Genomic DNA, 23274 nt, shown 5'->3' on the forward strand with positions numbered 1-23274 from the left:
GCTGCCATGACCGCCTCTCTGGCTTCCGCTCCGGCAACCGAGGCAGCGAACAACCCCCGTTACGACACGGTGATCCGCCGCCGCAAGACCCGCAGCGTGCGCGTCGGCGACCTCTGGATGGGCAGCGACCACCCGGTGGTGGTGCAGTCGATGATCAACGAGGACACCCTCGACATCGAGGGGGCCACCGCTGGGATTCGCCGCCTGCATGAAGCCGGCTGCGAGATCGTGCGCGTCACGGTGCCGTCGTTGGCCCATGCGAAGGCCATGGGCGAGATCCGCCAACGCTTGGAGAGCACCTACAAGCCGGTGCCGCTGGTGGCGGATGTGCACCACAACGGCATGAAGATCGCCTTGGAAGTGGCGCAGCACGTGGACAAGGTGCGCATCAACCCGGGCCTGTTTGTGTTCGACAAGCCCGATCCCAACCGCACTGAGTTTTCGGATGCGGAGATCGCGGCTATCGGCGATCGCATTACCGAAACGTTTGAGCCGCTGGTGAAGCTGCTGAAGGAGCAGGACAAAGCCTTGCGGATCGGCGTGAACCATGGCTCCCTGGCGGAGCGGATGCTGTTCCGCTACGGCGACACCCCCTTGGGCATGGTGGAGAGCGCCCTCGAGTTCATCCGCATCTGCGACCGGCTCGACTTCCACAACATCGTGATCTCGATGAAGGCGTCGCGGGCGCCGGTGATGTTGGCCGCCTACCGGATGATGGCCGATCGGATGGATGCCGAAGGTTTCCACTACCCGTTGCACCTGGGGGTGACCGAAGCCGGTGATGGCGACTACGGCCGCATCAAGAGCACAGCCGGCATCGCCACCCTGCTCAGCGAAGGCCTCGGCGACACGATCCGGGTGTCGCTCACCGAAGCTCCTGAGAAGGAGATCCCGGTTTGCTACTCCATCCTCCAGGCCCTGGGCCTGCGCAAAACGATGGTGGAGTACGTGAGCTGCCCCAGCTGCGGCCGCACTCTGTTCAACCTTGAAGAGGTGCTCCACAAGGTGCGCAGTGCCACCGCCCATCTCACCGGCCTGGACATCGCCGTGATGGGCTGCATCGTGAACGGTCCCGGCGAAATGGCGGATGCTGATTACGGTTATGTGGGCAAGACCCCGGGCGTGATTTCCCTCTACCGCGGCCGCGAGGAAATCCGTCGGGTGCCGGAGGCCGAAGGTGTGGAGGCGCTGATTGCCTTGATCAAGGAGGACGGCCGCTGGGTGGATCCCTGATGGATTCTCCGGTTTTCCCTCCTTCCAAGGCCCGAATCAGGGGCTAGTTTGAGTTCATTGCAAGGGCTCAGGAGCTCGTTGATGGGCAGCATTCGGGGTAAGCGGGTCCTGGTGCTGGTGGGTGTGGGTGCGCTCGGGGCGGTGGCCCTGCCGCCGCTGCTGGCGCCCAGCTCCGCCTCGTTGGTCACCGATAGCCCCAAGGAGGTGATCGATCAGACCTGGCAGATCGTTTTCCGGGACTACCTGGATATCAACGGCAAGTACACGCCGGAGAAATGGCGCAACCTGCGGCGCCAGGTGCTTTCCAAAACCTATGGCAGCTCCAAGGAGAGCTACGAAGCCATCCGCGGCATGCTCGCCAGCCTGGATGATCCCTACACGCGGTTCATGGATCCGCGTGAGTTCAAGGAGATGCAGATCGACACCTCCGGTGAACTCACCGGGGTGGGCATCCAGCTGAGCCTCGACAAGGAGACCAAAGAGCTGGTGGTGGTGAGTCCGATCGAGGGCTCGCCCGCCTCCAGGGCTGGTGTGATGCCCAAGGACGTGATCCTTTCGATCGACGGCAAGAGCACCAAGGGCATGTCGACGGAGGACGCGGTGAAGCTGATCCGCGGACAGGCCGGCACCACCGTGAATCTGCAGCTGCGCCGCGACGGCAAGGTGGTGGATGCGCCACTGGTGCGAGCCCGCATCGAGCTGCACGCCGTTGACAGCCAGGTGAACACCAGTGCCGATGGCACCCGCATCGGCTACATCCGCCTCAAGCAGTTCAATGCCAATGCCGCCAAGGACATGGCGGATGCCCTCAAAAAGCTGGAGGGCGAGAACGTGCAGGGTTATGTGCTCGATCTGCGCAGCAATCCCGGCGGTTTGCTGATGGCCAGCATTGCCATTGCGCGCCAGTGGATGGATGAGGGGGTGATCGTGTCCACCAAGACCCGAGACGGCATTCAGGACACCAAACGAGCGAATGGCCGCGCCCTCACCCAGCGCCCGCTGGTGGTGCTGGTGAATGAAGGTTCAGCCAGTGCCAGCGAAATTCTTTCCGGTGCCCTGCAGGACAACCACCGCGCTGTGGTGGTGGGTGAGAAGACCTTTGGCAAAGGCCTGGTTCAATCCGTGCGCGGGCTTTCGGATGGTTCCGGCATGACCGTGACCATCGCCAAATACCTCACCCCCAACGGCCGCGACATCCATAAGCACGGCATTGACCCGGATGTGCGCGCCAAGCTCTCGGCCCAGGAAGCCCAGAAGCTGCGGCTCGAAGATCTGGGTACCGCCAAGGACAGCCAGTATCGCGCCGCGGAGTCAACCCTGCTCAAGCAGGTGAAAGCCAGCAACGGTGTGACCAAGGCCAAGCTCTACAACCCGGCTAGTGCCAACGTGCCGGCAGCACTGAATGGGGCAGGCAGCAGCCGCTGAGGCTTCGGCCTGCTGGCTCTCAGGCGGCGCCGCCGACCGGCTGCATCAGGCCACCACCGGGAGTGGAGTCGTCGTCGTCGTTGCCGGTATCGCCTTGCAGCAGGGCGAACACACCTAGGGCCACCAGTCCTACGAGCGAGGAGATGAGACTCAGGCCACCGCCGCCGAAGCTGGAACTCAGATCGATCACCTCGCCCAGACCAGCGCCCATGAGAGCCCGTTACAGAAGTTCTCACAATTGTAACGGACTTTTGCGCGTCTGAGAGGGCCTCCACGATTCAGCGACAGCCCTCGATCTCGCCTGGATTCACACCGCCAGCACAGCTTCGTTTTTCGCCTTGAGCTGCTCGGCGCGTTGCGCATCGGTGAGGCCATCGGCGCCGGGAATCTGTTCGGCCATTTGCTTGAGCCAGGTCATCAGCTCCTCCACCTGCTTCTCCATCGGCAGCACCCCCAGCCCCCGGGCCAGCACTTTGGAGGTGGTGCCGGAACCGGCCTGGAACACCAACCGGCCGTGCAGGTGCTGTGGCAAGCCCTGGCGCAGCAGGCGGAAGGCGGGCTCCTCCATCGGTGTTTCCAGGGCGATGTTGGGCTTCTCGGGTTTGATACGTGAGAAGCCGCAGTGCTTGGCCAGCAGCTTCAGCTCCATCAGCTGCAGCAGTGAGATCACCGGTGCCGGGATGGCGCCATAGCGATCCACCCAGTCGGTGGCCAGTTGCAGCAGAGCTTCGGGGCTGCCGCAGTCAGCCGCGGCGCGGTAGGCCGCCATCTTCTCGTCGTTGTCGGCGATCCAGTCGCCGGGGATGAAGGCGGTGATCGGTAGATCGATCTGGGTGTCGTCGACGGCGGGGATGTCTTGCCCCTGAATTTCCGCCAGGGATTCCTGCAGCATCTCCATGTAGAGGTCGAAGCCGATGGTTTCCATCTGGCCGCTCTGCTCCACCCCCAACAGGTTGCCCACGCCGCGGATCTCCATGTCGCGCATGGCGAGCTGATAACCGCTGCCCAGCTGGGCGAATTCCTGGATGGCCCGCAGCCGCTGCCGCGCCGCCTCACTCAACGAGGCATCACCCGGATAGAACAACCAGGCATGGGCCTGGATGCCGCTGCGGCCCACTCGGCCCCGCAGCTGATACAGCTGAGCCAGGCCGAACTTGTGGGCGTCTTCGATCAGGATCGTGTTGACGCGCGGGATGTCGAGGCCGCTCTCCACGATCGTGGTGCAGAGCATCAGGTCGGCTTCGCCGGCGTTGAACGCCACCATGGCGCTCTCCAGCTCGCCTTCGGCCATCTGGCCGTGGGCCACCAGGAGACGTAGGCCCGGGACCATCAACCGCAACCCCTCAGCCACGTCTTCGATGCCCTCCACCCGCGGCACCACGTAGAAGATCTGGCCGCCGCGATCGAGCTCCTGGCGGATGGCGCTGCGCACCGCCTCCTCATCCAGGGCGGCGAGGTGGGTTTTGATCGGGCGGCGCAGGGGCGGCGGCGTAGTGATCAGGCTCATCTCCCGCACGCCGGAGAGGCTCATGTAGAGGGTGCGCGGGATCGGGGTTGCCGAGAGGGTCAACACGTCGACGTCTTTGCGCAGGGCCTTGATCTTTTCCTTCTGGTTCACGCCGAAGCGCTGCTCCTCATCCACCACCAGCAGCCCCAGCTGCTTGAAGGCGGTGCCCTTGCCCAGCAGTTGGTGGGTGCCCACCACCACATCCACCGTGCCTTCCCCCAGGCCCTCCTGGATCGCCTTGCGTTCGCCGGCGGTGCGGAAGCGGTTGAGCAGGCTCACCTTGATCGGATAGGGCGCAAAGCGTTCGGAGAGTGAACGCCAGTGCTGCTGCGCCAGCACGGTGGTGGGGGCGAGCATCGCCACCTGCTTTCCAGCGGTGACGGCCTTGAAGATGGCGCGGATCGCCACTTCGGTTTTGCCGAAGCCCACATCGCCGCACACCAGCCGGTCCATAGGCTGGGGCTTTTCCATGTCGCGCTTCACATCGGCGATCGCCTTGAGCTGATCGGGGGTGGGTTCGTAGGGGAACGACTCCTCCAGTTCGCTTTGCCAGGGGCCATCGGCGGGGAAGCAAAAACCCGCGGCCTGGTGGCGTTCGGCGTAGAGCTTCACCAGATCCAGCGCCACCTTGCGAACGGCCTTGCGGGCCCGCTCCTTGACCTTGCTCCAGGCCGTGCCGCCCATCCGGTTGAGATCCGGCGGTTGCTCGGTGGTGGCCCGGTAGCGGCCGAGGCTGCCGAGTTGGTCGGCCGCCACCCGCAGCAGGCCATCGGCGTACTGCACCACCAGGTAGTCGCGCGATTCGCCGCTGATCGCCAGCTTCTCGAGCTTGAGGAACTTGCCGATGCCGTGGTTGCGGTGCACCACGAAATCACCGGGGCGCATCTTGTTGGGATCCACCGTGCGGCTCGCGGCCTTACGGCGCCGGCGCACATAGCCCGTGGCGGTGAGCGACTGCTGCCCGAAGAATTCGCGGTCGGTGATCAGCGCCAGCTTCCAGGCCGGCAGCTGCAAACCCTCCAGTTCGGCGGTGCCCTTGGTTTTGAGGGCCACCGGCGTGTTCTGCTCGATCAGCCGCTCGATCGAGGCGACATCGCCGGGGTTGGGCACGAAGCGGCTGATGCAGTCGTGCTCTTCGAGCAGCGCCACGGCCCGGGTGGGCTGAGCTGAAAGCAGCCACACCTTGGCCTTGTCGCGCTGGAAGCCCTTGATCAGCTCAGCGAGCTTCCCGAACTGATTGGGGTAGGCCGGCACGGGCCGGCTGGCCAGATCGAAGCTGTTGGCATGGCTATCGCTTTCATGCAGCTCCGCCAGATCGAAGCCGGCGAAGGCCTCGGTGGTGGCCAGCGCCTGCTCGGGTGCCCGATGCAGCACCGCCGGTAGCTCCGCGCCCAGCTCGGCGCTGACTTCGCTGTGGTGGTCGCTGGCGTGATCGAACCACTGCTGGCCGTGGGCCAGGCAATGGCGCCGTTCATCCACGGCGATCAGGGTGTTGGCGGGGAGATAGCTGAGGAGCGAGGCCGGCTCATTCCAGGCCAGGCCCATCAGCCGCCGCATCCCCTCCGGTGTGCCCCCCTCCAGCAGTTGCTCGAGTGCCTCCGGGCTGAGCAGCTGATCGAGCCCATCGGGCATCGCCTCACGCAGCGCTGCCGCGATTAGCGGGCCGTAGCCACTGGGAGTCAGGCGCACCACCTCGATGGGATCGAGGGAGCGCTGGCTGGCGGGATCGAATTCCCGCAGTTTCTCCAGGTCTTCGCCGAAAAACTCCAAGCGCACCGGCAGCTCGGCGCTCACCGGGAACACATCGACGATGTCGCCGCGGCGGCTCCAGCTGCCCTCTTGCTCGATCGCGGTGACGCGCTCATAGCCCAGGCGCGTGAGTGTTTCGCCCAGCTCCTCGAGATCCACCGTGTCGCCCTTGCGCAGGCTCAGGCACTGGGCTTTCAGGGCTGCCGGTGGCGGGAGGTGCGGCTGCAGGGCCCGTTCGGTGGCCACGATGGCCAACCGCTGACCGCCGGCCTTGCTGCTATCGCCATCACCCGGCAGATCCAGCAGTTCGCTGAGCACCTGCAGCTGCCCCCAGGTGATCTCGCTGGTGGGATCGAAGGGCTCATAGGGGCTGCCCTCGCTGGTTGGATACAGCTGAGCGCTGCTCCAGCCCATTAGCTCGAGTAGCGCCGCCCAGCGGCCCGCTTCTTCCAAGGTGGGCACCAGCACTAGCAACGGTGCATCGGCCGCGGCCGCCAGGGCGCTGCTCACCAGAGCCCTGGCCCCACGACCGGCACCGCTCATCCGCAGCCGCTCGTCCCGCTGGCTGCGCTGCAGCACTTCCCCGGTGAGTGGAGCCTGCTGCAGCTGGCGCACCAGGGCGGTGAGGGGCATGGAGCTCAATCGGCACACCGGCCCATCCTCGCAAGAATGGGTGGATGGCTAGCGCTCCTCCTCGCTGCGGTTGCCTGAGCAGGGTTGCCCCCCTTGCGCTGTTGTTGGTGGCTGGTTTGGCCCTGAGCCGTCTGGCGGAGCGCGGTGATGCTCTGCACGGAGCAGCGGCACCAGCCGCCGAGGGCGTCTTGGCGAAGGGCCCGAACCCCCAGGCTCTGGCATCAAGTCGCGATTTTGTGCTCACCCCTGAGCGCGAGTCGGGTCTCTTCGCTCAGCTGGGGTCTGCTGATCGGGCCTGGGTGCCTCGGGCAGAGCCGATCCCCGGCGGTGGCACGCGCTACGTCTATCAAAAACGCCCGGATGATCAGCCGCTGACGCTGGATCAGATCAAGGCCCTGATGCGTCATCCCCCGCGCTTCGATCTGGAGCGATCCGTGATCCGCCAGTTGCTCACGCAGATGCGGCAATCGGGTGTGACGTTGCTGCTCGGCCCACCGCGCAAGCAGGGCGCGGCCGGTGAATGGGAACCGGCTCGTGGCGTGTTGCGGATTCGGCCCGACATTCCTTCGAAAGGCAGCCGTGAATTCGCTCGGGTGCTGAACCATGAAGCCATTCATGTTGCCCAGAGCTGTCGTAACGGGGGCCTGAGCGCCTATCCAAAGTTGCTCGGCTTATCGCGGCAAGTGCAGGGTTCAGCGCGGCGTCATCTCCAAGAACCCCTCTACCGCAACAGCAGTGCTCTGGAGCGTGCCTTAGAGGAAGAGGCCTACGCGAACCAGGACAACCTCCAGATCGGTATTCGGCTGATCACGGCGCATTGCCGGTTGGGGTAGTGCATCGCTCCAGCACGCAGCAGCCACTCTCCAGGCGCAACCAGCCCTCCAGTGCACCATCGAGCAGCCGAACAATCACTGGGGCCTTGGCTTCGCGGGGCAAGGCACCGGCGTAGTGGCCATGGGCAATGCCGCGGGCCCAGCCTCGTCCACCGGAAACGGCGGCGCTGCGCGGCGTTAGCCACACCAGGCGATGGGGGGCTAGTTCGACAGCGGCTTGCGCGGCCTCTCCGGCGGCGGGTCTGTGGGGTAGACGCCAGGCGCGGCAATGGTCGCCGTCCTCGAGCAGCAGGTCGTAGTGGCAGCCGCTGGGATCGTCTGGGGCGCCGGTGTGCTCCAGCAGGGCGTAGCGGGGCATGGGCTGGCTCAGGCCTCCACCGGGCTCATCAGCGACTCCTCCAGCAGCATGTTGAACTGCAGCAGCTGCTCGTCGCTCAGCTGCTGACGGCTGCTCAGCTGGAACTGCTGCTCCAGGAGCTGCCGGCCGCGGGCTGCATCCCATTGCAGGCTGCGCAGCAGTTGGTCGCATTGCTCGAGTAAGTCTTTGCGGCGTAGGGGCACCGGCGCGCTGTTGGGATCACATCCACTGCTCAGGTTGCGCAGGCAACGCAGATAGCTCACCAGATCGGCGTAGGCCGTGAGCCGATTGCGGCTGGGATGGCCGAAGGCCCGCTGCAGGTACTGCCCCTCCTGGTTGCGATCCCAGCCGATGCGCTGCAGCTGCACATCGAGCTCAGCTAGCTCATCGCTCCAGTCATCGGGATCGGCCGGTGGTTCCACACCCGCTGCTGGCGGCAGGGGTTCAGTTGGGGGTTGTGGTTCGGCGGGGCTGAACAGGCTGGGCTGGGGAGGCTCTTGCGTCTCCGGACTGTTGTCTTCAGCCACCGGGGTAGGCGCCGGCAAGGCTGCTGGCCGAATCACCGGATGGCGAACCGCCGCATTCGCTGCTGGGGCTGCAGCAGGCTCTGGGGTCCCAGCCGGTGCTGCTGCTGCCAGTCGCTGCTGCAATCGGGCGATCGCCCGCTCTTCTGCGTCCTCGGCACCGGCCGCTTCACCGAGGGCACTGCCTACGCAGCTGTTGCCCTGCCACGCGCTCACCTGCACCACCCGCTGGCCGGGCTCCGCATGCACGAGCCGCACCTTGAGCACCGGTGGGATCTGCATCAGCGGGGCGGGGCGTTGATCGTTTCTAGACTGCCCGCTTCAGGAATCCTCTGCACGGCGCGATGGAAGCGGAGTCGATTCCTTCCCTTACACCCCTGATTCAGGCTGCGGATCAGTGGGGTGAACTGCTCCTGCTGCTGCCGTTGCTGGTGGCCCTGGAGGCGGTGCTTTCGGCCGACAACGCCATCGCCCTCGCTGCGATCTCCCGGCAGCTTCGCGATCCCCGTCAGCAGGGGCAGGCCCTGAACTTCGGCCTTGGGCTGGCGCTGGTGTTTCGGCTGTTGCTGATCGCCGTGGCGCGCTGGGTGCTGGATTTCTGGCCGCTGCAGCTGTTGGCTTCGGCTTATTTGCTCTGGCTCTGCATCAGCAACCTGCTTCCCTCCGGTGATCCGGCTGCCGAAGCGGAGGCAGACCAAGCTCTAGAACCGGGTTCTGCCCATCACGACCGCAGCCTGCTGGCGGTGGTGGGCACCCTGGCCCTCACGGATCTCGCCTTTTCCCTCGACAGCGTGGCCGCTGCGGTGGCGGTGAGCGACAACCTGCTGCTGGTCATGGCCGGCGGTGTCATCGGCGTGGTGGCGCTGCGGCTCACCTCCGCCCTGTTCATCCGTTGGCTGAGCGTGTTTCGTCACCTCGAAACGGCGGGCTATCTGGCGGTGGGTTTGGTGGGGGTGCGTCTCCTGATTCGCCTGGCGGCGCCGAACCTGGTGCCCCCGGAATGGGTCCTTTTGGCGCTGGTAGGGATGCTCTTTGTTTGGGGGTTCTCCAGTCGCTTCCCCAGTCCTGACACCAGCGAACTCACACCCTGAACGGCATGCACGTGGAACTGCGTCAGGCCGGCAGCAACCGTTTGCTCGAACGCCTTGATCTCGACGAGATCCCCCAGCCTGGTCGCTGGTTGGTGGTCGACGACCGCAGTTTTTTGGTGTTGCAGCGTCATCACCGCTATCAGCTGCGCAGTGGTCGCTATGAGCTCAGCTCCATCGCTCTGCAGGTGAAAGCGCAGAAACAGCCCGCCGATGCCCGCTGGTGGCAGGGGCGCTGGGTGATCGGCGATCCGAGTTGCCGCTACAACGCCCATAGCCCGCTGCTGCGCTGCGCTGTGCTGCCGGATGGGCCCTGTGATCGCTGCGCGCATCACTCCACTGCCTCAGTGGAACCTTGATGGCTGAGATGAACACTGCAACCGAATGCACCACGGCGCACGTTGGCTGTTGCGTGGCCGGGCATGGTGTGGCGTCAGGCCGTGCTGCAGATAGCCCTTATCCCGCGGGCACCATCAGTCTTCAGGCTCCGCTGTTTGCACGGCACGGCGTCGATCTCAGCCCGTATCAGCCGGCCACGCTCAACCTTGATTTCAGCCCCGGCGAATGGCGATTGCGTCAACCCGATCACCACGTGGAGCAACTGCTCTGGAGCGATCGCCATCCCCCCGAGACCTTCTCGTTCTGGCGCTGCCGGCTGCAGCCCTTGGATGCGCGCATCACAGCGGTTGATGCTCTGATCTATTACCCCCACCCTGAAACGAAGCAGGCCCATCACCAGCCGGCTGGATTGGTGGAAGTGCTTGCCCCTCCGCTGGGATCGGTTTTGCCTGGTGAACGGTTCCAGCTGTGGGTGGATGCACGCTGCTGCCGCCTGATTCAGCCAGCTCGGCTGCGCTCACGGCTGTTGGAGTTCCTCAAGTTCCGGGTGTTGGCGGCCCAGGAGGCGTTCTTCTGGGATGACGCTGATGGCTTCCGCCGCTGGCTGCAGGCCCACTGGCCGGAAGCCTGTGATCTCAGTGATCAGGATCTGGCCCTCACCCTGGATCAGGCCCGCGCCCTCTACACAGAATTGCCGATGCCGCCTCGCCCGTAGGGTGAGGTTCCAAGCGCTGTTTCCCTATCTCCTCCTCCACCCACCCAGCTCCGGGACAGGAGCAGCGCACCGGACGCACGTCGCGGCAGCGCATCAGGCGCATCAGCCCGTCGGCAACCGGAAGCCCTTCTGGAGCTGCTATGGGAGGGGCTACGAGGGCCAGCGCCGCGAACTCCTCGCCTGCCCGGATCTTGTCTGAGGAGGAGCTGAGCAGCTCGGCCTTTGCCGCTCTCGGTCTGGGACGCCCGATCGTGCAGGCGGTGCTGGAGAAGGGTTACACCAACCCCTCGCCCATCCAGGCCCAATGCATCCCCGCGGTGTTGGAAGGCCGCGATGTGATGGCGGCCGCACAAACGGGAACGGGCAAGACCGCTGGCTTCACCCTGCCGATGCTCGAGCGGCTGCGGCATGGCCCCCACGCTCGCAACAACGTGGTGCGGGCCCTGGTGCTCACGCCTACCCGTGAGCTGGCCGCTCAGGTGGGCGAGAACGTGGCGGCCTATTCGCGCCACCTCGATCTGCGCTCGGATGTTGTGTTTGGCGGGGTGAAGGTCAACCCCCAGATGATGCGCCTCCGCGGTGGCGCCGATGTGCTCGTGGCCACACCAGGGCGGTTGATGGATCTGGCGCAGCAGAACGCCGTGAAACTCAACCGGGTGGAGATCCTGGTGCTCGATGAAGCTGATCGGATGCTCGATATGGGCTTCATCCGCGACATCCAGAAAATCCTGGCCCTGCTCCCCGCCAAGCGCCAGAACCTGCTGTTTTCGGCCACCTTTGAGGCTTCGATCAAGAAGCTGGCCACTGGGTTGCTGCACAATCCGGTGCAACTGCAGGCCACCCCGGAGAACCGCACCGCCACCACGGTGGAGCACCTGCTGCATCCCTGCGACATGGCGCGCAAGCCGGATCTGCTCTGCCACCTGATCAAAAGCAACGACTGGCAGCAGGTGTTGGTCTTCTCCCGCACGAAGCACGGCGCCAATCGCATCGCCGATCGCCTCACTCAGGAGGGAATGGCGGCTGCAGCGATTCATGGCAACAAAAGTCAGGGTGCTCGCACCCGTGCGCTGGCCGGGTTCAAGAGCGGCGAGCTGCGGGTGCTGGTGGCGACGGACATCGCCGCCCGTGGCATCGACATCCATCAGCTGCCCCACGTGGTGAATCTGGATCTCCCCAACCAGGCGGAGGACTACGTGCACCGCATCGGGCGTACCGGCCGTGCCGGTTGCAATGGGCATGCCGTGTCGCTGGTGGCCGCCGAGGAGCATGAGTTGCTGCGGGCGATCGAGCGCCTGATCGGCAATCCACTGCCCAAGCAGGAGGTGCCGGGCTTTGAGCGCACCATCCACTCGGCTCCGCCGCTGGATCTCAGTGGTGGCCGCGGTCGTGGTGGCGGTGGTGGTGGCCGTCGCGGCGGTGGGAACGGTGGCGGCGGTGCTGGTGGTGCAGCGGGGCGTGGGCGTGCTCCTGCGGCGCGCTCGCGGCAGCGTTGAGGCTGAAGGCAGGGGGCAATGGGCTTTGATCCACGGGATTGGCCGTCTGGCAGAAGCCCCTCCCGGCCGATCACCGGCAATCTCGATGCCCTGCTCCAGGAGAACGCAGCCCTCAAGCAGGAGGTGCTGCGTCTGCGCCGCTTGCTCGATCGCTATGAGCGGCTGGAGCGTGAACCGCGTGCCACCACGGCAAAACCCCAGTGGCTGAGCCAATCTGAGGCTGCGCACTGGGCCCGCCAGCTGATGCAGCAACCGGGTTGGTCCCAGCTGCGGGCCGGGGATGAAGGCCATGGGCTGATGGGTTTGATTGCCCACCTCAACCGCTCCAGCTTTCTGCCACATCTGAGCCTTGAGCAGCGTCTCGATCGCTTGGCACCTGGTTTGGGGCGTGATCTGCAGCAGGCCCTGGATGGCCTCAGCAGCAAGCAGCAGCTGGCGCTGCGGGCGGCTTTTGCCGTTTATGGCGTGAGCGCTCGCGAGTGGTTGGCCGATGAATCCCGCCGCGTGGTGGCGGAGCTGCGTCAGCAGTGCCAGCGGCTGGAGCAGCGCCGCCGCTCACCCGGGGCCGGCGCTCACTCCCGCCAGGCACAAACCGCAAACGAGGCACCCCCTGGGCCGCCCCCCGGCAGCGATCCGCGCCGAGCTGCGGCCTACCAGCAATTGGGCTTGGCCTGGGGTGCCTCCCGCGACGCGATCAAAAAGGCCCATCGCCGCCTTGTGAAGCAACATCACCCCGACGTGGGTGGTGAGGCCGAGGCTTTCCGCCGCGTGAACGACGCCTATCAATTGCTGATGGCCTGAGCTGGATCAGGCTGCGCATACCCCAGCAGATCCCCAGCCTTGGCCTGCAGTTGCTGCAACAGCTGGGTGCCGCTGGCGGCCGCCTTGCCCTCCAGCTGGGCTTCCCGCACCAGCAGCGGGCAGCCGCTGCTGGCCACCACCATCCCGACGCCCGACATCACAGCCAACACCGTGCCTGGCTTCGCTGCATCGCTAGAAGGTTGGCCATCGTGCCGCTGACCCCAACGCTCGGCGAGCTCGGCAGCTTCCGGGCTCAGCTCAGCCGCCAGGCGCTTCACCAACGGTTCGGTGGCCAGCAGTTTCAGCCGTTTTCCTTGCCAGCTGCTGGTGGCCCCTGGATAGAGCCCCATCACCTTGCGGTGAATGTGCAAGGCCGACTGGTCCCAATCGATCTGGGCATCCTCTTTGGTGAGCATGCGGGCGTAGGTCATGCCCTCTTCGCTTTGCGCCCTGACCCCCAGCCGCTGCAGCCGTTCGGCCTCAGCGCCCGGGCCGGCCGCCTCGATCAGCGGCAGCGCTTCCACCAGCAAGGTGCCAGTGAGAGCGGCGAGGCGTTCGGCTAGCTGGTAGGCGTTCTCCAGCAAGCCGATCTGGATGGAGCGCTCAAGCAACACCGGGCCGGTGTCGAGCCCTTCTTCCATCGCCATGACGCCCACACCGGTTGTGCTGTCGCCTTCGATCAGGCTCCATTGGATGGGTCCGGCGCCACGCCAACGCGGCAGCAGTGATCCATGACCGTTCCAGCAGCCCAGGGGCGGCTGCTGCAGGATCTCCGGCGGCAGGATCTGGCCGAAGGCCACCACCACGTAGATGTCGGCCCCTAGATCGGCGAGCTGCTGTTGGCATTCGGGTTCGCGCCGGATCCGCTCAGGAGTGAACACGGGGATGCCCAGCTCGAGGGCGCGGGCCTTCACCGGAGAGGCCACCAGGGTTTTTCCACGGCCGCGGCGGCGATCGGGTTGGCTGACAACGCCCACGAGTTGATGGCCAGCCGCCACAAGGGCATCGAGGCTGGCCACGGCATAGGCCGGGGTGCCCCAGAACAGAACCTTCACGCCGACATCAGGCCTCGCCGGTGATCGAGAGACCCTCCACCCACACCATCGGGCAGAGGCCGTCGGGAGTGATCTTGGCTTCTCCCTCAAAGCCCACGATCGCCTTCAGCACCTGGCGGATATCGCCGGCCACGGTGGCCGCTTCGATCGAGCGGGGTTCGCCGTTCTGGATCAACCAGCCATCAAATGGAAGGGAGAAGGAGCCTTGGCTCGCCTTCACACCGGCATGCAGTGCGGAGAGGGAATCGATCCAAACGATTGCCTCCCCAGCCTTGAAGCGATCCAGCCCGGCCTGTCCTCCGTCGCTGCCGGGAGTGGTGCCAATCTCGAACCAGTCAGGTCCCACCGACACCTTGGCGCCCATGCCGGCGTGGCCCGTGGGGCTCACGCCAAAGGCCCGGGCGGTGGCTTCGGAGTGGAGGAAGTTCCGCAGCACGCCGCCTTCCAGTAGCGCCAAGCGCTTGGTGGGGGTGCCTTCGCCGTCGAACGCCGAGGCGCCGATGTTGCCGGGATGCAGGCCGTTGTCGTGGATGTCGAGAAAGGGAACCGCCAGGGTTTCGCCGATGGAGTCGCGGTTGCTGAGGCTTACTCCATCCAGCACGGCGCGGGCATTGAACAGACCGCTGAAGGCGCCGATCAGATCGAGGAAGGCCTCGGGGCTGAACACACAGGTGTAGCGCCCGGTTTCAATCGGGGCGTAGTTGAGGTGGCTGATCGTTCGCTCGGCTGCCTCGTGAATGCAACCGGCCACGTCGAGATCACTGGCGCCATAGGCCAGGCGCACGGCTCCGGCGCTGCGTGGTTTGCGGCCGGCTTCTTCAGCGCGGGCGTAGAGGTAGAGGCTGGCGGTGCTGAGCTGCTGCTGGCGGCAGGCACCGTCGCTGTTGAGATAGATCCGCTCGCTGCTGCGCTCGGCTAGGCCGTTGTAGGGAACGGTGGCGATGGCGTCGTGGCGGGCCAACAGCTCTTGCTCGGCCCCCTTAAGCGTGTCGAGCAGCCGCAGGATCCCCTGGGGCTGATGGATCGGTTGATCGAGCGTGGCCAGCGGCGCGGTTGCCAGGGGCGAGAAGGCTGGGATGTCGTCGGGGTTGCCGAAGGCACTCGCCTCTTTGGCACCGGTCAGGGCGCGCTCCAGGCCTGTTTCACTGAGGTCGGAGGTGCTGGTGACCCCAACGAGGCCGGCGTCGTTCCACACCCGCACGGTGATCGAGCTGCGTTGGGCACCCTTCATCTGTTTGGGTTCGCCGCGATCCACCTGAACGGAGATGTCGGTGGAGCAGGCGGCGCCGAGATCCCAGCGGCGGATGCCGTTGCTGGCGGCAATGCTGGCCAGGCTGTTGCGCAGCTGTTCGGCGTTGAGGCCGTTGCCGCTGGTGGCTTGATGGCTGCTCATGTTCAACGGCCTCCCACGGTGATCGAATCAACCTTGATGTGGGGTTGGCCCACGGTCACGAAAATGCTGCCGCTCACGGAGCCGCAGAAGCCGGCGGCGAGTTCGAGGTCGTTCGCGCACATGGAGATGCGCGGCATCACCTCCTTGGCTTCGCCGATCAAGGTGGCGCCCTTCACCGGCTTGGTGAGTTGGCCGTTCTCGATCAGGTACCCCTCCTCCACCGCGAAGTTGAACTGGCCGGTGGGGCCCACGCTGCCGCCGCCCATGGATTTGCAGTAGAGGCCCTTGTCCACCGAGGCGATCAGCTGCTCGGGCGTGTGCGGCCCTGCATCGATGTAGGTGTTGCGCATGCGGCTGGCGGCCGCAAACGTGTGGCTCTGGCGGCGGCCGCTGCCGGTGCGGGCATGGCCGGTGCGCAGTTCACCGGCGCGGTCGCTGATGAAGCGCTGCAGCACGCCGTTCTGGATCAGCACCGTGCGTTGGGCTTCCATGCCCTCGTCGTCCATCGACAGGGAGCCAAAGGCGCCACCGGTGAGGCCTTCATCGATGGCGGTCACGGCCTCATGGGCGATGGACTCACCCACCCGTTCTGCGAAGGGGGTGGTGCCCCGTTCCACCTGGGTGGTTTCCAGCAGGTGGCCGCAGGCCTCGTGGAAGATCACGCCACCAAAGCGGTTGGCGAGCACCGCCGGCATCTGGCCGGCTTCCACGTAGTCGGCATAGAGCATCGTGCCGGCACTGCCGCACACCTCGGCGGCAGACGCCGTGGCATCCCAGCGGCGCAGATCATCAGGCTGATCGGAGGTGCCGTAGCGGCGGCCGACGCCGGCGCGGTGTTCACCGTCGGCCGCCAGCACGTTCAGCCCCACCGATTGGTGCAGGCGAATGTCGCGGCCGAAGGTGCCATCGCTGGCCGCGATCAGCACTTCCTGCCAGTCGCGGGCGTAGCTGCCTCGGCGGGCCTGCAGGTGGCTGCCCTGGCGCTGCAGCTGATCGGTGCCCTCCAGCAGGCGGGCGGTGGCCTCCTGGATCTGGGGGCAGCGCTGCAGCCAGTCACCCTTGCTGGCGGCGAAATCCCGCAGCGCCGGCAGACCGTCAAAGCCGCTGCGGCCGTTGGCACTGGTGGCCAAGCCGAGCATGCCCAGGGCTTGCTCGAGGGCGCGGCGCAGACCAGCTGGGCTCAGGTCGTTGGTGCTCACGAAGCCATCGCGCTTGCCCAGGAACACCCGGATCCCGGCTCCCATGCCGAAGGCGGGGGTCACGCTGGTGATCGTGTCTTGCTCCGCCAGAACGCCGAGGTGATCGGTGCGCTCGAGGAATACTTCCACCAGATCCGCACCGGCGGCACGGCCGCTGGCCAGCAGATTTTCCAGGGCTGGGCTCCAGTGGCTATCGAGGACGCCAGTGGTTGGCGGTGCTGCAGCGATCACGCGGTTGCGGGTGGTGAGGGTGGAGCCCTACCGGGCTTGAAGCTGTTGATTTCCTAGCAAAAAGGCCCCAGCCACAGGGGCTGGGGCCTTCAGCGCAGAGGCAGGTTCGAGAGATCAGCGCACGGCCGGCTGGAACTGCTCGCTGCGGATCGGGCTCATCAGGAAGAGCTTGGCCATCTCAGCGGCGTTGGCCACCCAGTAAGGCAGCTTGCGCAGCAGCTTCACCGGCGCAATGGCGTTGCTCGCGTCGGCGGCAGCCAGCTCGTTGTTGTTGCGCACCAGCTGCTCGAGACCCTCGTAAAACTTCGGATGGTCCACGTTGAGCACCACCGGGAAGACCCGAGCGGAGGTCTCGTTGGTTTTGGCGATCACGTACTTGTCGTACTCGCGGGCATCGAGGCCAAGGGCTTCGTAGAACTCCTTGCGGGCCACGTCGCGCACGTACATGGTGGCAAACACGGCAAGTAGGAAGAAGCGGCACCAGAGGCGGGCGCGCAGGCCGGTCACGCTCTTGGGCTGCGCTTTCATCAGCGCATCAAAGAAGTCGCCGTGGCGGTTCTCGTCCTGGCACCAGTTCTCGAAGAAATTGAAGATCGGGAAGATCTTGCTGTCAGGGTTCTTCTCGAGGTGGCGGAAGATGGCGATGTAGCGCCAGTAGCCGATCTTCTCGCTCAGGTAGGTGGCGTAGAAGATGTATTCGGGCTTGAAGTAGGTGTAGGCCTTGCTGGCGGTGAGGAAGCCGAGGTCGAGCTGCAGCCCGAAGTCGCTCATCGCCTTGTTGAGGAAGCCGGCATGGCGGGCCTCATCGCGGGCCATGTGGGCGAAACACTCGGCCAGCAGCGGGTTCTTCTCTTTAATGCGGCGGCTGAGCTCCTTGTAGAGCAAGAAGCCAGAGAACTCGGAGGTGCAGCTCTGCTCGAGGAACTCAACAAACACCCGGCGGGTGTCGGGATCGAGCTTGTCGGCTGCGCCTTCGAATTCTTCGTTGCGAACGAAATGGTGGCGGTTGTAGTCCTTGCGGAATTCTTCGCAGATGGCCTCGAGCTCAGCCTCGTTGGGGCTGAGGTCCATGGCCGCCATGGCCTCGAAATCCGTGGTGTAGAAGCGCGGGGTGAGGATCGTGTCCTTCACCGGGTCTTTGATGGCCGGCGCGTCGGGTGTGCCGATGGCTGTTGCGGTATCGGGCGTAGCAACGGCTGGAGGCACCATCGGGATGGGTCTACGGACGGAAACTCCATCGTAGGGGGACCCGCGGTGGTGCTGAGGCTCAGCTTCACCAGCTGGAACTGAGCTTCTGGCGAGGGGCTTAGTTGGCCCCCAGCCACTTCTGGCCGTTCAGGCGTTGCACCAGACGCGACACCAGCAGCGCCAGGGTCATCTTCTTCTCGTCGATCAGGAACGACTCCAGGAGGCTGGGCTCGGCGCCGGCTTCGGCCACGGCAATGGTTTTGGCGGAGCTGATCGCATCACTGGTGAAGCACAGCCAGAAGCGGCGGGCCTGGGGGAGTTCGCCCACCACCATCCAGCAGGGGCTGCCCACCACGGGCATCGGTCCCTGCTCAAAGCGCAGCTCACAGGCAGGGCCGCCGTAGGCCTCGATCTCCTTGGCGATGGCCGGGATCAGCAGGTTGGGGACGAAGTCGGCAAAAGGCTTCTCCTCCGGTGCCGGGGGTTTGGCCGGCTTGGCGGGGGCCGCTTCAGCGGGCTTGGCCTGGGCTGGCTGGGCGGAATCGGTCACCGTCGCAGGCCTCGGGGAAGACGCAGGCGAACTTTAGAGATCACCAGTCCTCGCTGAGCGCGGTATTCCAGTCGCTGTTGTCGTCTGTGGCGGCTGGGGCTTGGGCCGGTGCTGGGCTCTTGACGGCTTGGGTGCTGCCGGCCGCTGATGATCCCTTGCGGATCACCCGGAATGGAACCGACACCGTTGGTGCTGGTTCGCCGGCACTGCGAGCGGGGCCAGCCCAGGCAAACGGGCGCTGAGCGGAATCGCTGGTGGACCCATTGGAACGGACTGGCTCGCTGCGCGATTCCTGCCAGTCGTCGCGTTCGTCATCACTTCGCCGGCGCACCTGGCGGCGCGGTGCCACAGCTGCGACCTGACCTTGCAGGGCCAGGGCTGTGCCGCCAGCGCTCATCGCTGCCCCCAGGCCTGCGGCGGCGGCCAGCCAGCCGCCGAGGGGCCAGGCCGGTGAGCTCCAGGTGAGGAGCCGCACGCTCACGCCGGGTCTCGGGTTGATGGCCGACACCAGCAGCACCGCCAGCAGGGGGGAGAGCAGCGGAACCAGCAGGAGGCGTTGCAGCACAGGCACAGGGGGCAGGGCTCAGGACTGGATCGGGCCGCTCCAGCGCTGCAGGTTGCCCAGGTCATAGCCGAGGCAATCGAACACCCGGATCACGAGAAAGTCCACCATCTCTTCAATGCTGGTGGGTTGGTGGTACCAGGCCGGCACGGGTGGCGCGATGCGGGCACCGGCTTCGGCCAGGGCCGTGAGGTTGCGGAGGTGCACCAGGTTCCAGGGGGTTTCCCGCGGGCAGATCACCAGCGGCCGCCCTTCCTTGAGGTGCACATCGGCGCAGCGTTCGAGCAGATCGGTGGCCACACCGGAGGCGATGCGGCCTACGGCGCCCATTGAGCAGGGCAGGATCACCATCCCCCGGGTGCGATAGCTGCCGCTGGCGATGCCGGTGGCTTGATCGTTCCAGCGGTGGCAGCGCAGGGAGCCGCTCTCGCAGCCGGTGCGCTCGCGCCAGAAACGCTCTTGGGCGTCGGGTTCGCTCGGGACCCGGACACCCAGCTCCGCTTGCCAGACGCCGATGGCACCGCGGCTCACCACGAGTTCCACGCGCTCTTTGGCCTGCAGTAGCAGCTGCAGAGCACGCTGGGCCAAGGGCTGGGCGCTCGCCCCTGAGACGGCCAACACAATCGGATCGTGCCCCTGAGGGTGGCTCAAGCGTTCACTCCTCGCCGGCGTCGCTGTCGTCAGCGCCGTGATCGCCGTCGCTATCGGGCACGTATTCCTCGTAGCCCTCGGGGAGCACCACCGCCAGATCGATCTGGTGACGCAGCACATCCACCTTCTGGATGGTCACCTCAACAGCATCACCAAGCATGTAGGTGCGGCGGTTCTTGCGGCCCACCAGTCGGTTCTGGCGCGAGCGGTACTCGTACCAGTCGTCCTTGAGGGAGCTCACGTGCACCAAGCCCTCCACCTGGGAGGGGGGCACCTCCACAAAGAAGCCGTAGCTCTGCACACCGCTGATCACACCGGTGAGGGTCTGACCCACCAGCGGCTCGGCCTGGCGCGCCTGGGCCATCGCCAGGGCATCGGCCTGGAGGTCTGCGGCGAAGCGGCAGCGGCCGTTGAGGCGATGCAGTAGCGCTGCGCTGCGCCCCTCCTCGAGGGGTTGGATCTGGCTTGGCGGCATCAGCGGCCAATCGATCAGGCCGTGGCTGCTGTCACCGGCGATGTCCACCCGTGTTTTGTGGCGTACAGAGGGCCTGTCTTTGCCTTCGCTCAGCAGCAGGCTGAGCACGTGCTGGTTCCAGAGGTCGGCGTAGTGCAGGCCGGGGCAGCACCAAGGCGCCAGGGCCACCGCTTCGCCGGCCAGGGCATTCGCACCGGCTTCGCTGCTGAAGGTGACGGGCTTGAGCGGTTCGCGCAGTTGCTGTTGCAGCACCCGGCAGCGATCGCTGCCGGCAAAAGCTTGGGCTAGCTCCTGGGCGGTGGCGTTGCCATCGGCGGAGAGCTCCAGGGGGATCTCCAGGGCCAAGGCCGCTTTGGCCACATCGTTGAGGGCCTCTGCATCGGGGGCGGGGTTGACCGCAAAGATGGCGGGCAGCTCCAGCGCCGCCAGGTGGCGGCCGAGGGCGCGATGGGCGGGCAGCACCAGTTCGCGCAGCAAGCCGGAGGGCTCGGTGGCGGGATCGAGCTGAACCAGCCAGCCCTGGCGGCTTTCATCCGGTTCGGGAATGGCCAGATCGGCCAGATCATCGATGGCGGGCCTGGCCAGATCGAGATCAATCGAGCCACTGGCCAGGCGCTGCTGACGCAGCAGCTGGGCCAGCTCGATCAACTGCTCCAGCAGCGGCAGCTGATCCTTGAGGGTCTTGAGCGCCGCCGGCGTGGTGCGGGCTTTGGGCTTGCGCTCGGCCAGGGCCTGCAGGGCCTTGGCGTCCACCACGGCATCCACCCGGATGGTGCTGCGGCAGAAGCGGTAATGCTCCAAGGCGCCTTCCGCATTGAGCTCGAGCACCACCGATAGAGCGGCTTCACTGCTGCCCGGCTTGAGCGCAGCGGCTTTGGTGAGGGCGGCTGGCAGCAGGGGCAGCCAACTGCTGCCCAGGCAAAGGGCTTCGGCCTGATCGCGCAGATGTTGATCGAGCGCACCGGCGAAGCCCACCCGTTCGGCCACGGCTGGGGCATGCACCCACAACCGATGCCCTGTTTCGCTGCTTTCCAGCGACACCGCCGGCAGGATTGATGCCTCGGTGCTGCTCCAGGGCTGCAGCAGCAGGGTGGGCAGCGCCGTGAGGTCGTCTCTGTCCTTGGCCTCGAGGCTCTTGAGGGTTGCCTTGGGGGCGGCGGGCTGCTCGCGCAGGCCGTGTTTGGTGATCAGCAGATCCAGGTCGGCTTCCGGCCCGGCATTCACCGGCAGGCTGCGGGCCACGTGACCCTGTGAGGGCAGCTGGCCCACCGGATAGCGATCCACCTTCACCTCCACGACCGCTTCGTCGGCGGGTTTGAGGAATTGGCTGTCGCTGGCGGGCAGCTCGATGGTGGCGAGCAGCCGGTCATCGAGGGGAACAGCGAGGAGGCGCTCGTTCTGTTGTTCCACCTGGGCCAGAAGGCTGGTGGTGTTGCGCTCGAGGATGCACTGCACCCCACCCTCGGGTGAGCGACGCCGGCCCCCCTCGCGGGTGATGCGCACCAGCACACGATCCCCATTCCAGGCGTGGTTCAGCTGGTTGTCGCGGATGTAGATGTCTTCGCCGCCGTCGTCCCGCAGGGCAAAGCAGAAGCCCTTGCTGCTGCAGCGCAGGCGGGCTTCGATCAGCCCTTCATCCTCAACGCGGCTGATGCCGGCTTCTGTTTCCTCGAGCACCCCAACGCGCACCAGGGCGCTGAGGGCGATGCGCAGTTGCTCCTGATCGGCTTTGCTGCCGAGTCCCAGGGCTTTCTCCAGGGCGCTGAGGCTGCGTTGCTCCTGAGCTGGGAGCTGGTCGATCAGGTCGGCGACCGTGAATTTCATGATGTTCAGGGGGCATCGGTGGCCTTGGCGCCCCGACGATCTGGGTGCCTGGTTCTGGAGACGGCCAACGCCCCCGGAACTGCACGAACCAATTCAATCTAGAGCGCGATCAACCCTCTGGCTCGGACTCCTGTCCGGCCTTGAGCAGCAGGCGGGTGCCGATGACCAGAAACCCCACCGAAGCGGCCAGCTGCAGGGCATCGGCGGGAATCACAGCCGAAAGGGATCCCCCAGCACCGGCTCCCAGCAGGCTGGCAAGCACCAGGGCCGCGGAGCTGCCGGCGAACACCGCGCCGCTCCGGCTGGAGGTGCCGCTGATCGTCACGATCGCGAGCTGGGTTTTGTCGCCCAGCTCGGCGAGAAACACCGTGGCGAAGGTGGAGGCCAGAAGCGGCAACTGCATGGTGAGGGACCTCAGAGGCGTCGTTGAAGGGGACTAGACGAGGGGAAACATGCTCATGGCAGCTTGCCGACCGAGCCATAGGCCCAGGGCGATCATCAGGATCCCGGCCAAGCGCTCCAGCTGTTGCGGCGGCAGCACCCGCGAGAGCCATCGCCCCAGCAGCACGCCCACCAGGCTGGAGCTGATCAGGGCCAAAGAGGCACCCACGAAGACCAGCACCGGCCGGCCTGATTCTGCGGAGAGCAGCAGCGCGGCGAGCTGTGTCTTGTCGCCGAGTTCCGCCAGGAACACCGTGGTGAAAGTGGTGAGGAACACCGCTCCGAAGCTGCCGGCCTTGTCGGCAGCGTTGCTGGCTTCAGGGCTGGCGTCGGCTTCAGGGCTTGTGGGCGGCTTGGGTTCGTCGCTGGGTTCGGCCATCGGCGGGGCTGAAGGTGGCGCGGATCTCAGGGAGCCGGCTGACGGATCGCCTGCTCGAATCGCTTCATCACCATGCCACGACCGCCGTGTTCGCAGCGGATCTGCTGCCGGCAGCAGGCGATGGCGAATTCGTTGGCCTCCTCAGCGGCAACGCCGAACAGGCCCGCAAGGTTTTCAACCCGGCAGAAGAACGGCCGTTCGTCGTAGATCCGGCAGCTGCTCGATCCGGTGTCGTAGTGAATGCACCAGCCATCCGGGCCCACCATCTCGAGGTATTGCTGCTGCTGCTCGGGGCTCAGGGCCTCTAGGGCCTCATTGCGTTCGCCCGGATCCAGTCGGCAGCAGGAACCGCAACCGCTGATGCAGCGCCAGTGCAGCGTTTCGCTCATCGGCCCAGCTGTGACAACCCGTCACAGCAGCTTGCAGCAGCGCTCGATCTGCAGGAGTGCGGACCGTAGGCTTGGGAACGAACGTTCAGCCTGCAGAGCCGCTCACCCATGGGAATCGATTTCCATCTGATCGCTAACTTTGCGGCCCTTTTCCTGATCACGATTGCTGGCCCTGCCGTGATCTTCATCCTCTTCTATCGCCGCGGTGCGCTCTGAGCTGTACGCAGCCATCGCGT

General features: G+C 65.8%; 24 protein-coding genes. 9 read left to right on the top strand and 15 right to left on the bottom strand.

Annotated elements, in window-relative coordinates:
* Window positions 1–6 precede the first annotated feature (6 nt).
* Together ispG and H9532_RS04500 are read left to right on the top strand one after the other, a co-directional pair.
* Window positions 7–1233, top strand: a complete 1227-nt coding sequence (ispG, locus tag H9532_RS04495) for a (E)-4-hydroxy-3-methylbut-2-enyl-diphosphate synthase (RefSeq protein ID WP_296366048.1) — start codon at window positions 7–9, stop codon at window positions 1231–1233.
* A gap of 81 nt (window positions 1234–1314) precedes the next feature.
* Window positions 1315–2658 (top strand): S41 family peptidase, encoded by a 1344-nt coding sequence (locus H9532_RS04500; RefSeq protein WP_296366049.1) that lies wholly within the window; start codon window positions 1315–1317, stop codon window positions 2656–2658.
* 19 nt (window positions 2659–2677) lie between these two features.
* On the opposite strand, the gene H9532_RS04505 is transcribed toward H9532_RS04500, so the two are convergent.
* Window positions 2678–2869, bottom strand: coding sequence for a hypothetical protein (locus tag H9532_RS04505; protein ID WP_296366050.1), 192 nt, complete (start codon window positions 2867–2869; stop codon window positions 2678–2680).
* A gap of 96 nt (window positions 2870–2965) precedes the next feature.
* On the bottom strand, window positions 2966–6547 hold the full coding sequence (gene mfd, locus H9532_RS04510; protein WP_296366051.1) for a transcription-repair coupling factor: 3582 nt from the start codon (window positions 6545–6547) through the stop codon (window positions 2966–2968).
* A gap of 107 nt (window positions 6548–6654) precedes the next feature.
* Between mfd and H9532_RS04515 the strand changes: the two genes are divergently transcribed.
* Complete coding sequence (locus tag H9532_RS04515) at window positions 6655–7380, top strand: hypothetical protein (protein WP_296366052.1); 726 nt, start codon at window positions 6655–6657, stop codon at window positions 7378–7380.
* Here H9532_RS04515 and H9532_RS04520 read toward each other — a convergent pair.
* Together H9532_RS04520 and H9532_RS04525 are read right to left on the bottom strand one after the other, a co-directional pair.
* The gene (locus H9532_RS04520; protein WP_296366053.1) at window positions 7355–7738 is read right to left on the bottom strand and encodes a hypothetical protein; all 384 of its coding nucleotides are present in this window, start codon (window positions 7736–7738) and stop codon (window positions 7355–7357) included. The two genes, H9532_RS04515 and H9532_RS04520, sit on opposite strands and share 26 nt — an antisense overlap.
* An 8-nt stretch (window positions 7739–7746) precedes the next feature.
* Complete coding sequence (locus H9532_RS04525; protein WP_296366054.1) at window positions 7747–8544, bottom strand: hypothetical protein; 798 nt, start codon at window positions 8542–8544, stop codon at window positions 7747–7749.
* Between the two features lie 62 nt (window positions 8545–8606).
* Between H9532_RS04525 and H9532_RS04530 the strand changes: the two genes are divergently transcribed.
* From H9532_RS04530 to H9532_RS04550, 5 genes are all read left to right on the top strand, one after another.
* A complete protein-coding gene (locus H9532_RS04530; RefSeq protein WP_296366055.1) occupies window positions 8607–9353 on the top strand; it encodes a TerC family protein in 747 nt (248 codons plus the stop codon).
* 5 nt (window positions 9354–9358) lie between these two features.
* Window positions 9359–9709, top strand: a complete 351-nt coding sequence (locus tag H9532_RS04535) for a DUF6464 family protein (protein WP_296366056.1) — start codon at window positions 9359–9361, stop codon at window positions 9707–9709.
* Window positions 9710–9717: 8 nt separating this feature from the next.
* Window positions 9718–10404 carry a hypothetical protein gene (locus H9532_RS04540; protein ID WP_296366057.1) on the top strand — a complete coding sequence of 229 codons (687 nt, stop codon included), beginning with the start codon at window positions 9718–9720 and terminating at the stop codon, window positions 10402–10404.
* A 260-nt stretch (window positions 10405–10664) separates the two neighbouring features.
* Window positions 10665–11900, top strand: a complete 1236-nt coding sequence (locus tag H9532_RS04545) for a DEAD/DEAH box helicase (RefSeq protein ID WP_296366639.1) — start codon at window positions 10665–10667, stop codon at window positions 11898–11900.
* Window positions 11901–11918: 18 nt separating this feature from the next.
* Window positions 11919–12701 carry a DnaJ domain-containing protein gene (locus H9532_RS04550; RefSeq protein WP_296366058.1) on the top strand — a complete coding sequence of 261 codons (783 nt, stop codon included), beginning with the start codon at window positions 11919–11921 and terminating at the stop codon, window positions 12699–12701.
* Here the strand turns inward: H9532_RS04550 and fmt are convergent.
* From fmt to H9532_RS04605, 11 genes are all read right to left on the bottom strand, one after another.
* Window positions 12683–13756, bottom strand: a complete 1074-nt coding sequence (gene fmt / locus H9532_RS04555) for a methionyl-tRNA formyltransferase (protein ID WP_296366059.1) — start codon at window positions 13754–13756, stop codon at window positions 12683–12685. The two genes, H9532_RS04550 and fmt, sit on opposite strands and share 19 nt — an antisense overlap.
* Window positions 13757–13763: 7 nt before the next feature.
* On the bottom strand, window positions 13764–15149 hold the full coding sequence (locus tag H9532_RS04560; protein ID WP_296366060.1) for a TldD/PmbA family protein: 1386 nt from the start codon (window positions 15147–15149) through the stop codon (window positions 13764–13766).
* Between the two features lie 2 nt (window positions 15150–15151).
* Window positions 15152–16579: a TldD/PmbA family protein gene (locus H9532_RS04565; RefSeq protein ID WP_296366061.1), complete on the bottom strand. Its 1428-nt coding sequence runs from the start codon at window positions 16577–16579 to the stop codon at window positions 15152–15154.
* Window positions 16580–16693: 114 nt separating this feature from the next.
* The gene (acsF, locus tag H9532_RS04570; protein WP_296366062.1) at window positions 16694–17788 is read right to left on the bottom strand and encodes a magnesium-protoporphyrin IX monomethyl ester (oxidative) cyclase; all 1095 of its coding nucleotides are present in this window, start codon (window positions 17786–17788) and stop codon (window positions 16694–16696) included.
* 97 nt (window positions 17789–17885) lie between these two features.
* Window positions 17886–18317, bottom strand: coding sequence for a DUF2996 domain-containing protein (locus H9532_RS04575; protein WP_296366063.1), 432 nt, complete (start codon window positions 18315–18317; stop codon window positions 17886–17888).
* A gap of 40 nt (window positions 18318–18357) precedes the next feature.
* Window positions 18358–18888: a hypothetical protein gene (locus tag H9532_RS04580; RefSeq protein ID WP_296366064.1), complete on the bottom strand. Its 531-nt coding sequence runs from the start codon at window positions 18886–18888 to the stop codon at window positions 18358–18360.
* 12 nt (window positions 18889–18900) lie between these two features.
* Window positions 18901–19530, bottom strand: coding sequence for a flavin prenyltransferase UbiX (locus tag H9532_RS04585; protein ID WP_296366065.1), 630 nt, complete (start codon window positions 19528–19530; stop codon window positions 18901–18903).
* Window positions 19531–19534: 4 nt separating this feature from the next.
* Window positions 19535–21829 carry an RNB domain-containing ribonuclease gene (locus tag H9532_RS04590; RefSeq protein WP_296366066.1) on the bottom strand — a complete coding sequence of 765 codons (2295 nt, stop codon included), beginning with the start codon at window positions 21827–21829 and terminating at the stop codon, window positions 19535–19537.
* Window positions 21830–21938: 109 nt separating this feature from the next.
* Window positions 21939–22232, bottom strand: a complete 294-nt coding sequence (locus H9532_RS04595; protein ID WP_296366067.1) for a TMEM165/GDT1 family protein — start codon at window positions 22230–22232, stop codon at window positions 21939–21941.
* A gap of 33 nt (window positions 22233–22265) precedes the next feature.
* Window positions 22266–22649, bottom strand: a complete 384-nt coding sequence (locus H9532_RS04600) for a TMEM165/GDT1 family protein (protein WP_296366068.1) — start codon at window positions 22647–22649, stop codon at window positions 22266–22268.
* 26 nt (window positions 22650–22675) lie between these two features.
* Window positions 22676–23038, bottom strand: coding sequence for a YkgJ family cysteine cluster protein (locus H9532_RS04605; protein ID WP_296366069.1), 363 nt, complete (start codon window positions 23036–23038; stop codon window positions 22676–22678).
* A gap of 108 nt (window positions 23039–23146) precedes the next feature.
* Between H9532_RS04605 and H9532_RS04610 the strand changes: the two genes are divergently transcribed.
* A complete protein-coding gene (locus H9532_RS04610; RefSeq protein ID WP_094589557.1) occupies window positions 23147–23254 on the top strand; it encodes a photosystem II reaction center protein Ycf12 in 108 nt (35 codons plus the stop codon).
* Window positions 23255–23274 lie beyond the last annotated feature (20 nt).

Origin of the sequence: Vulcanococcus sp. Clear-D1 (genome assembly GCF_014654725.1) — a bacterium.
Taxonomy (GTDB): domain Bacteria; phylum Cyanobacteriota; class Cyanobacteriia; order PCC-6307; family Cyanobiaceae; genus Vulcanococcus.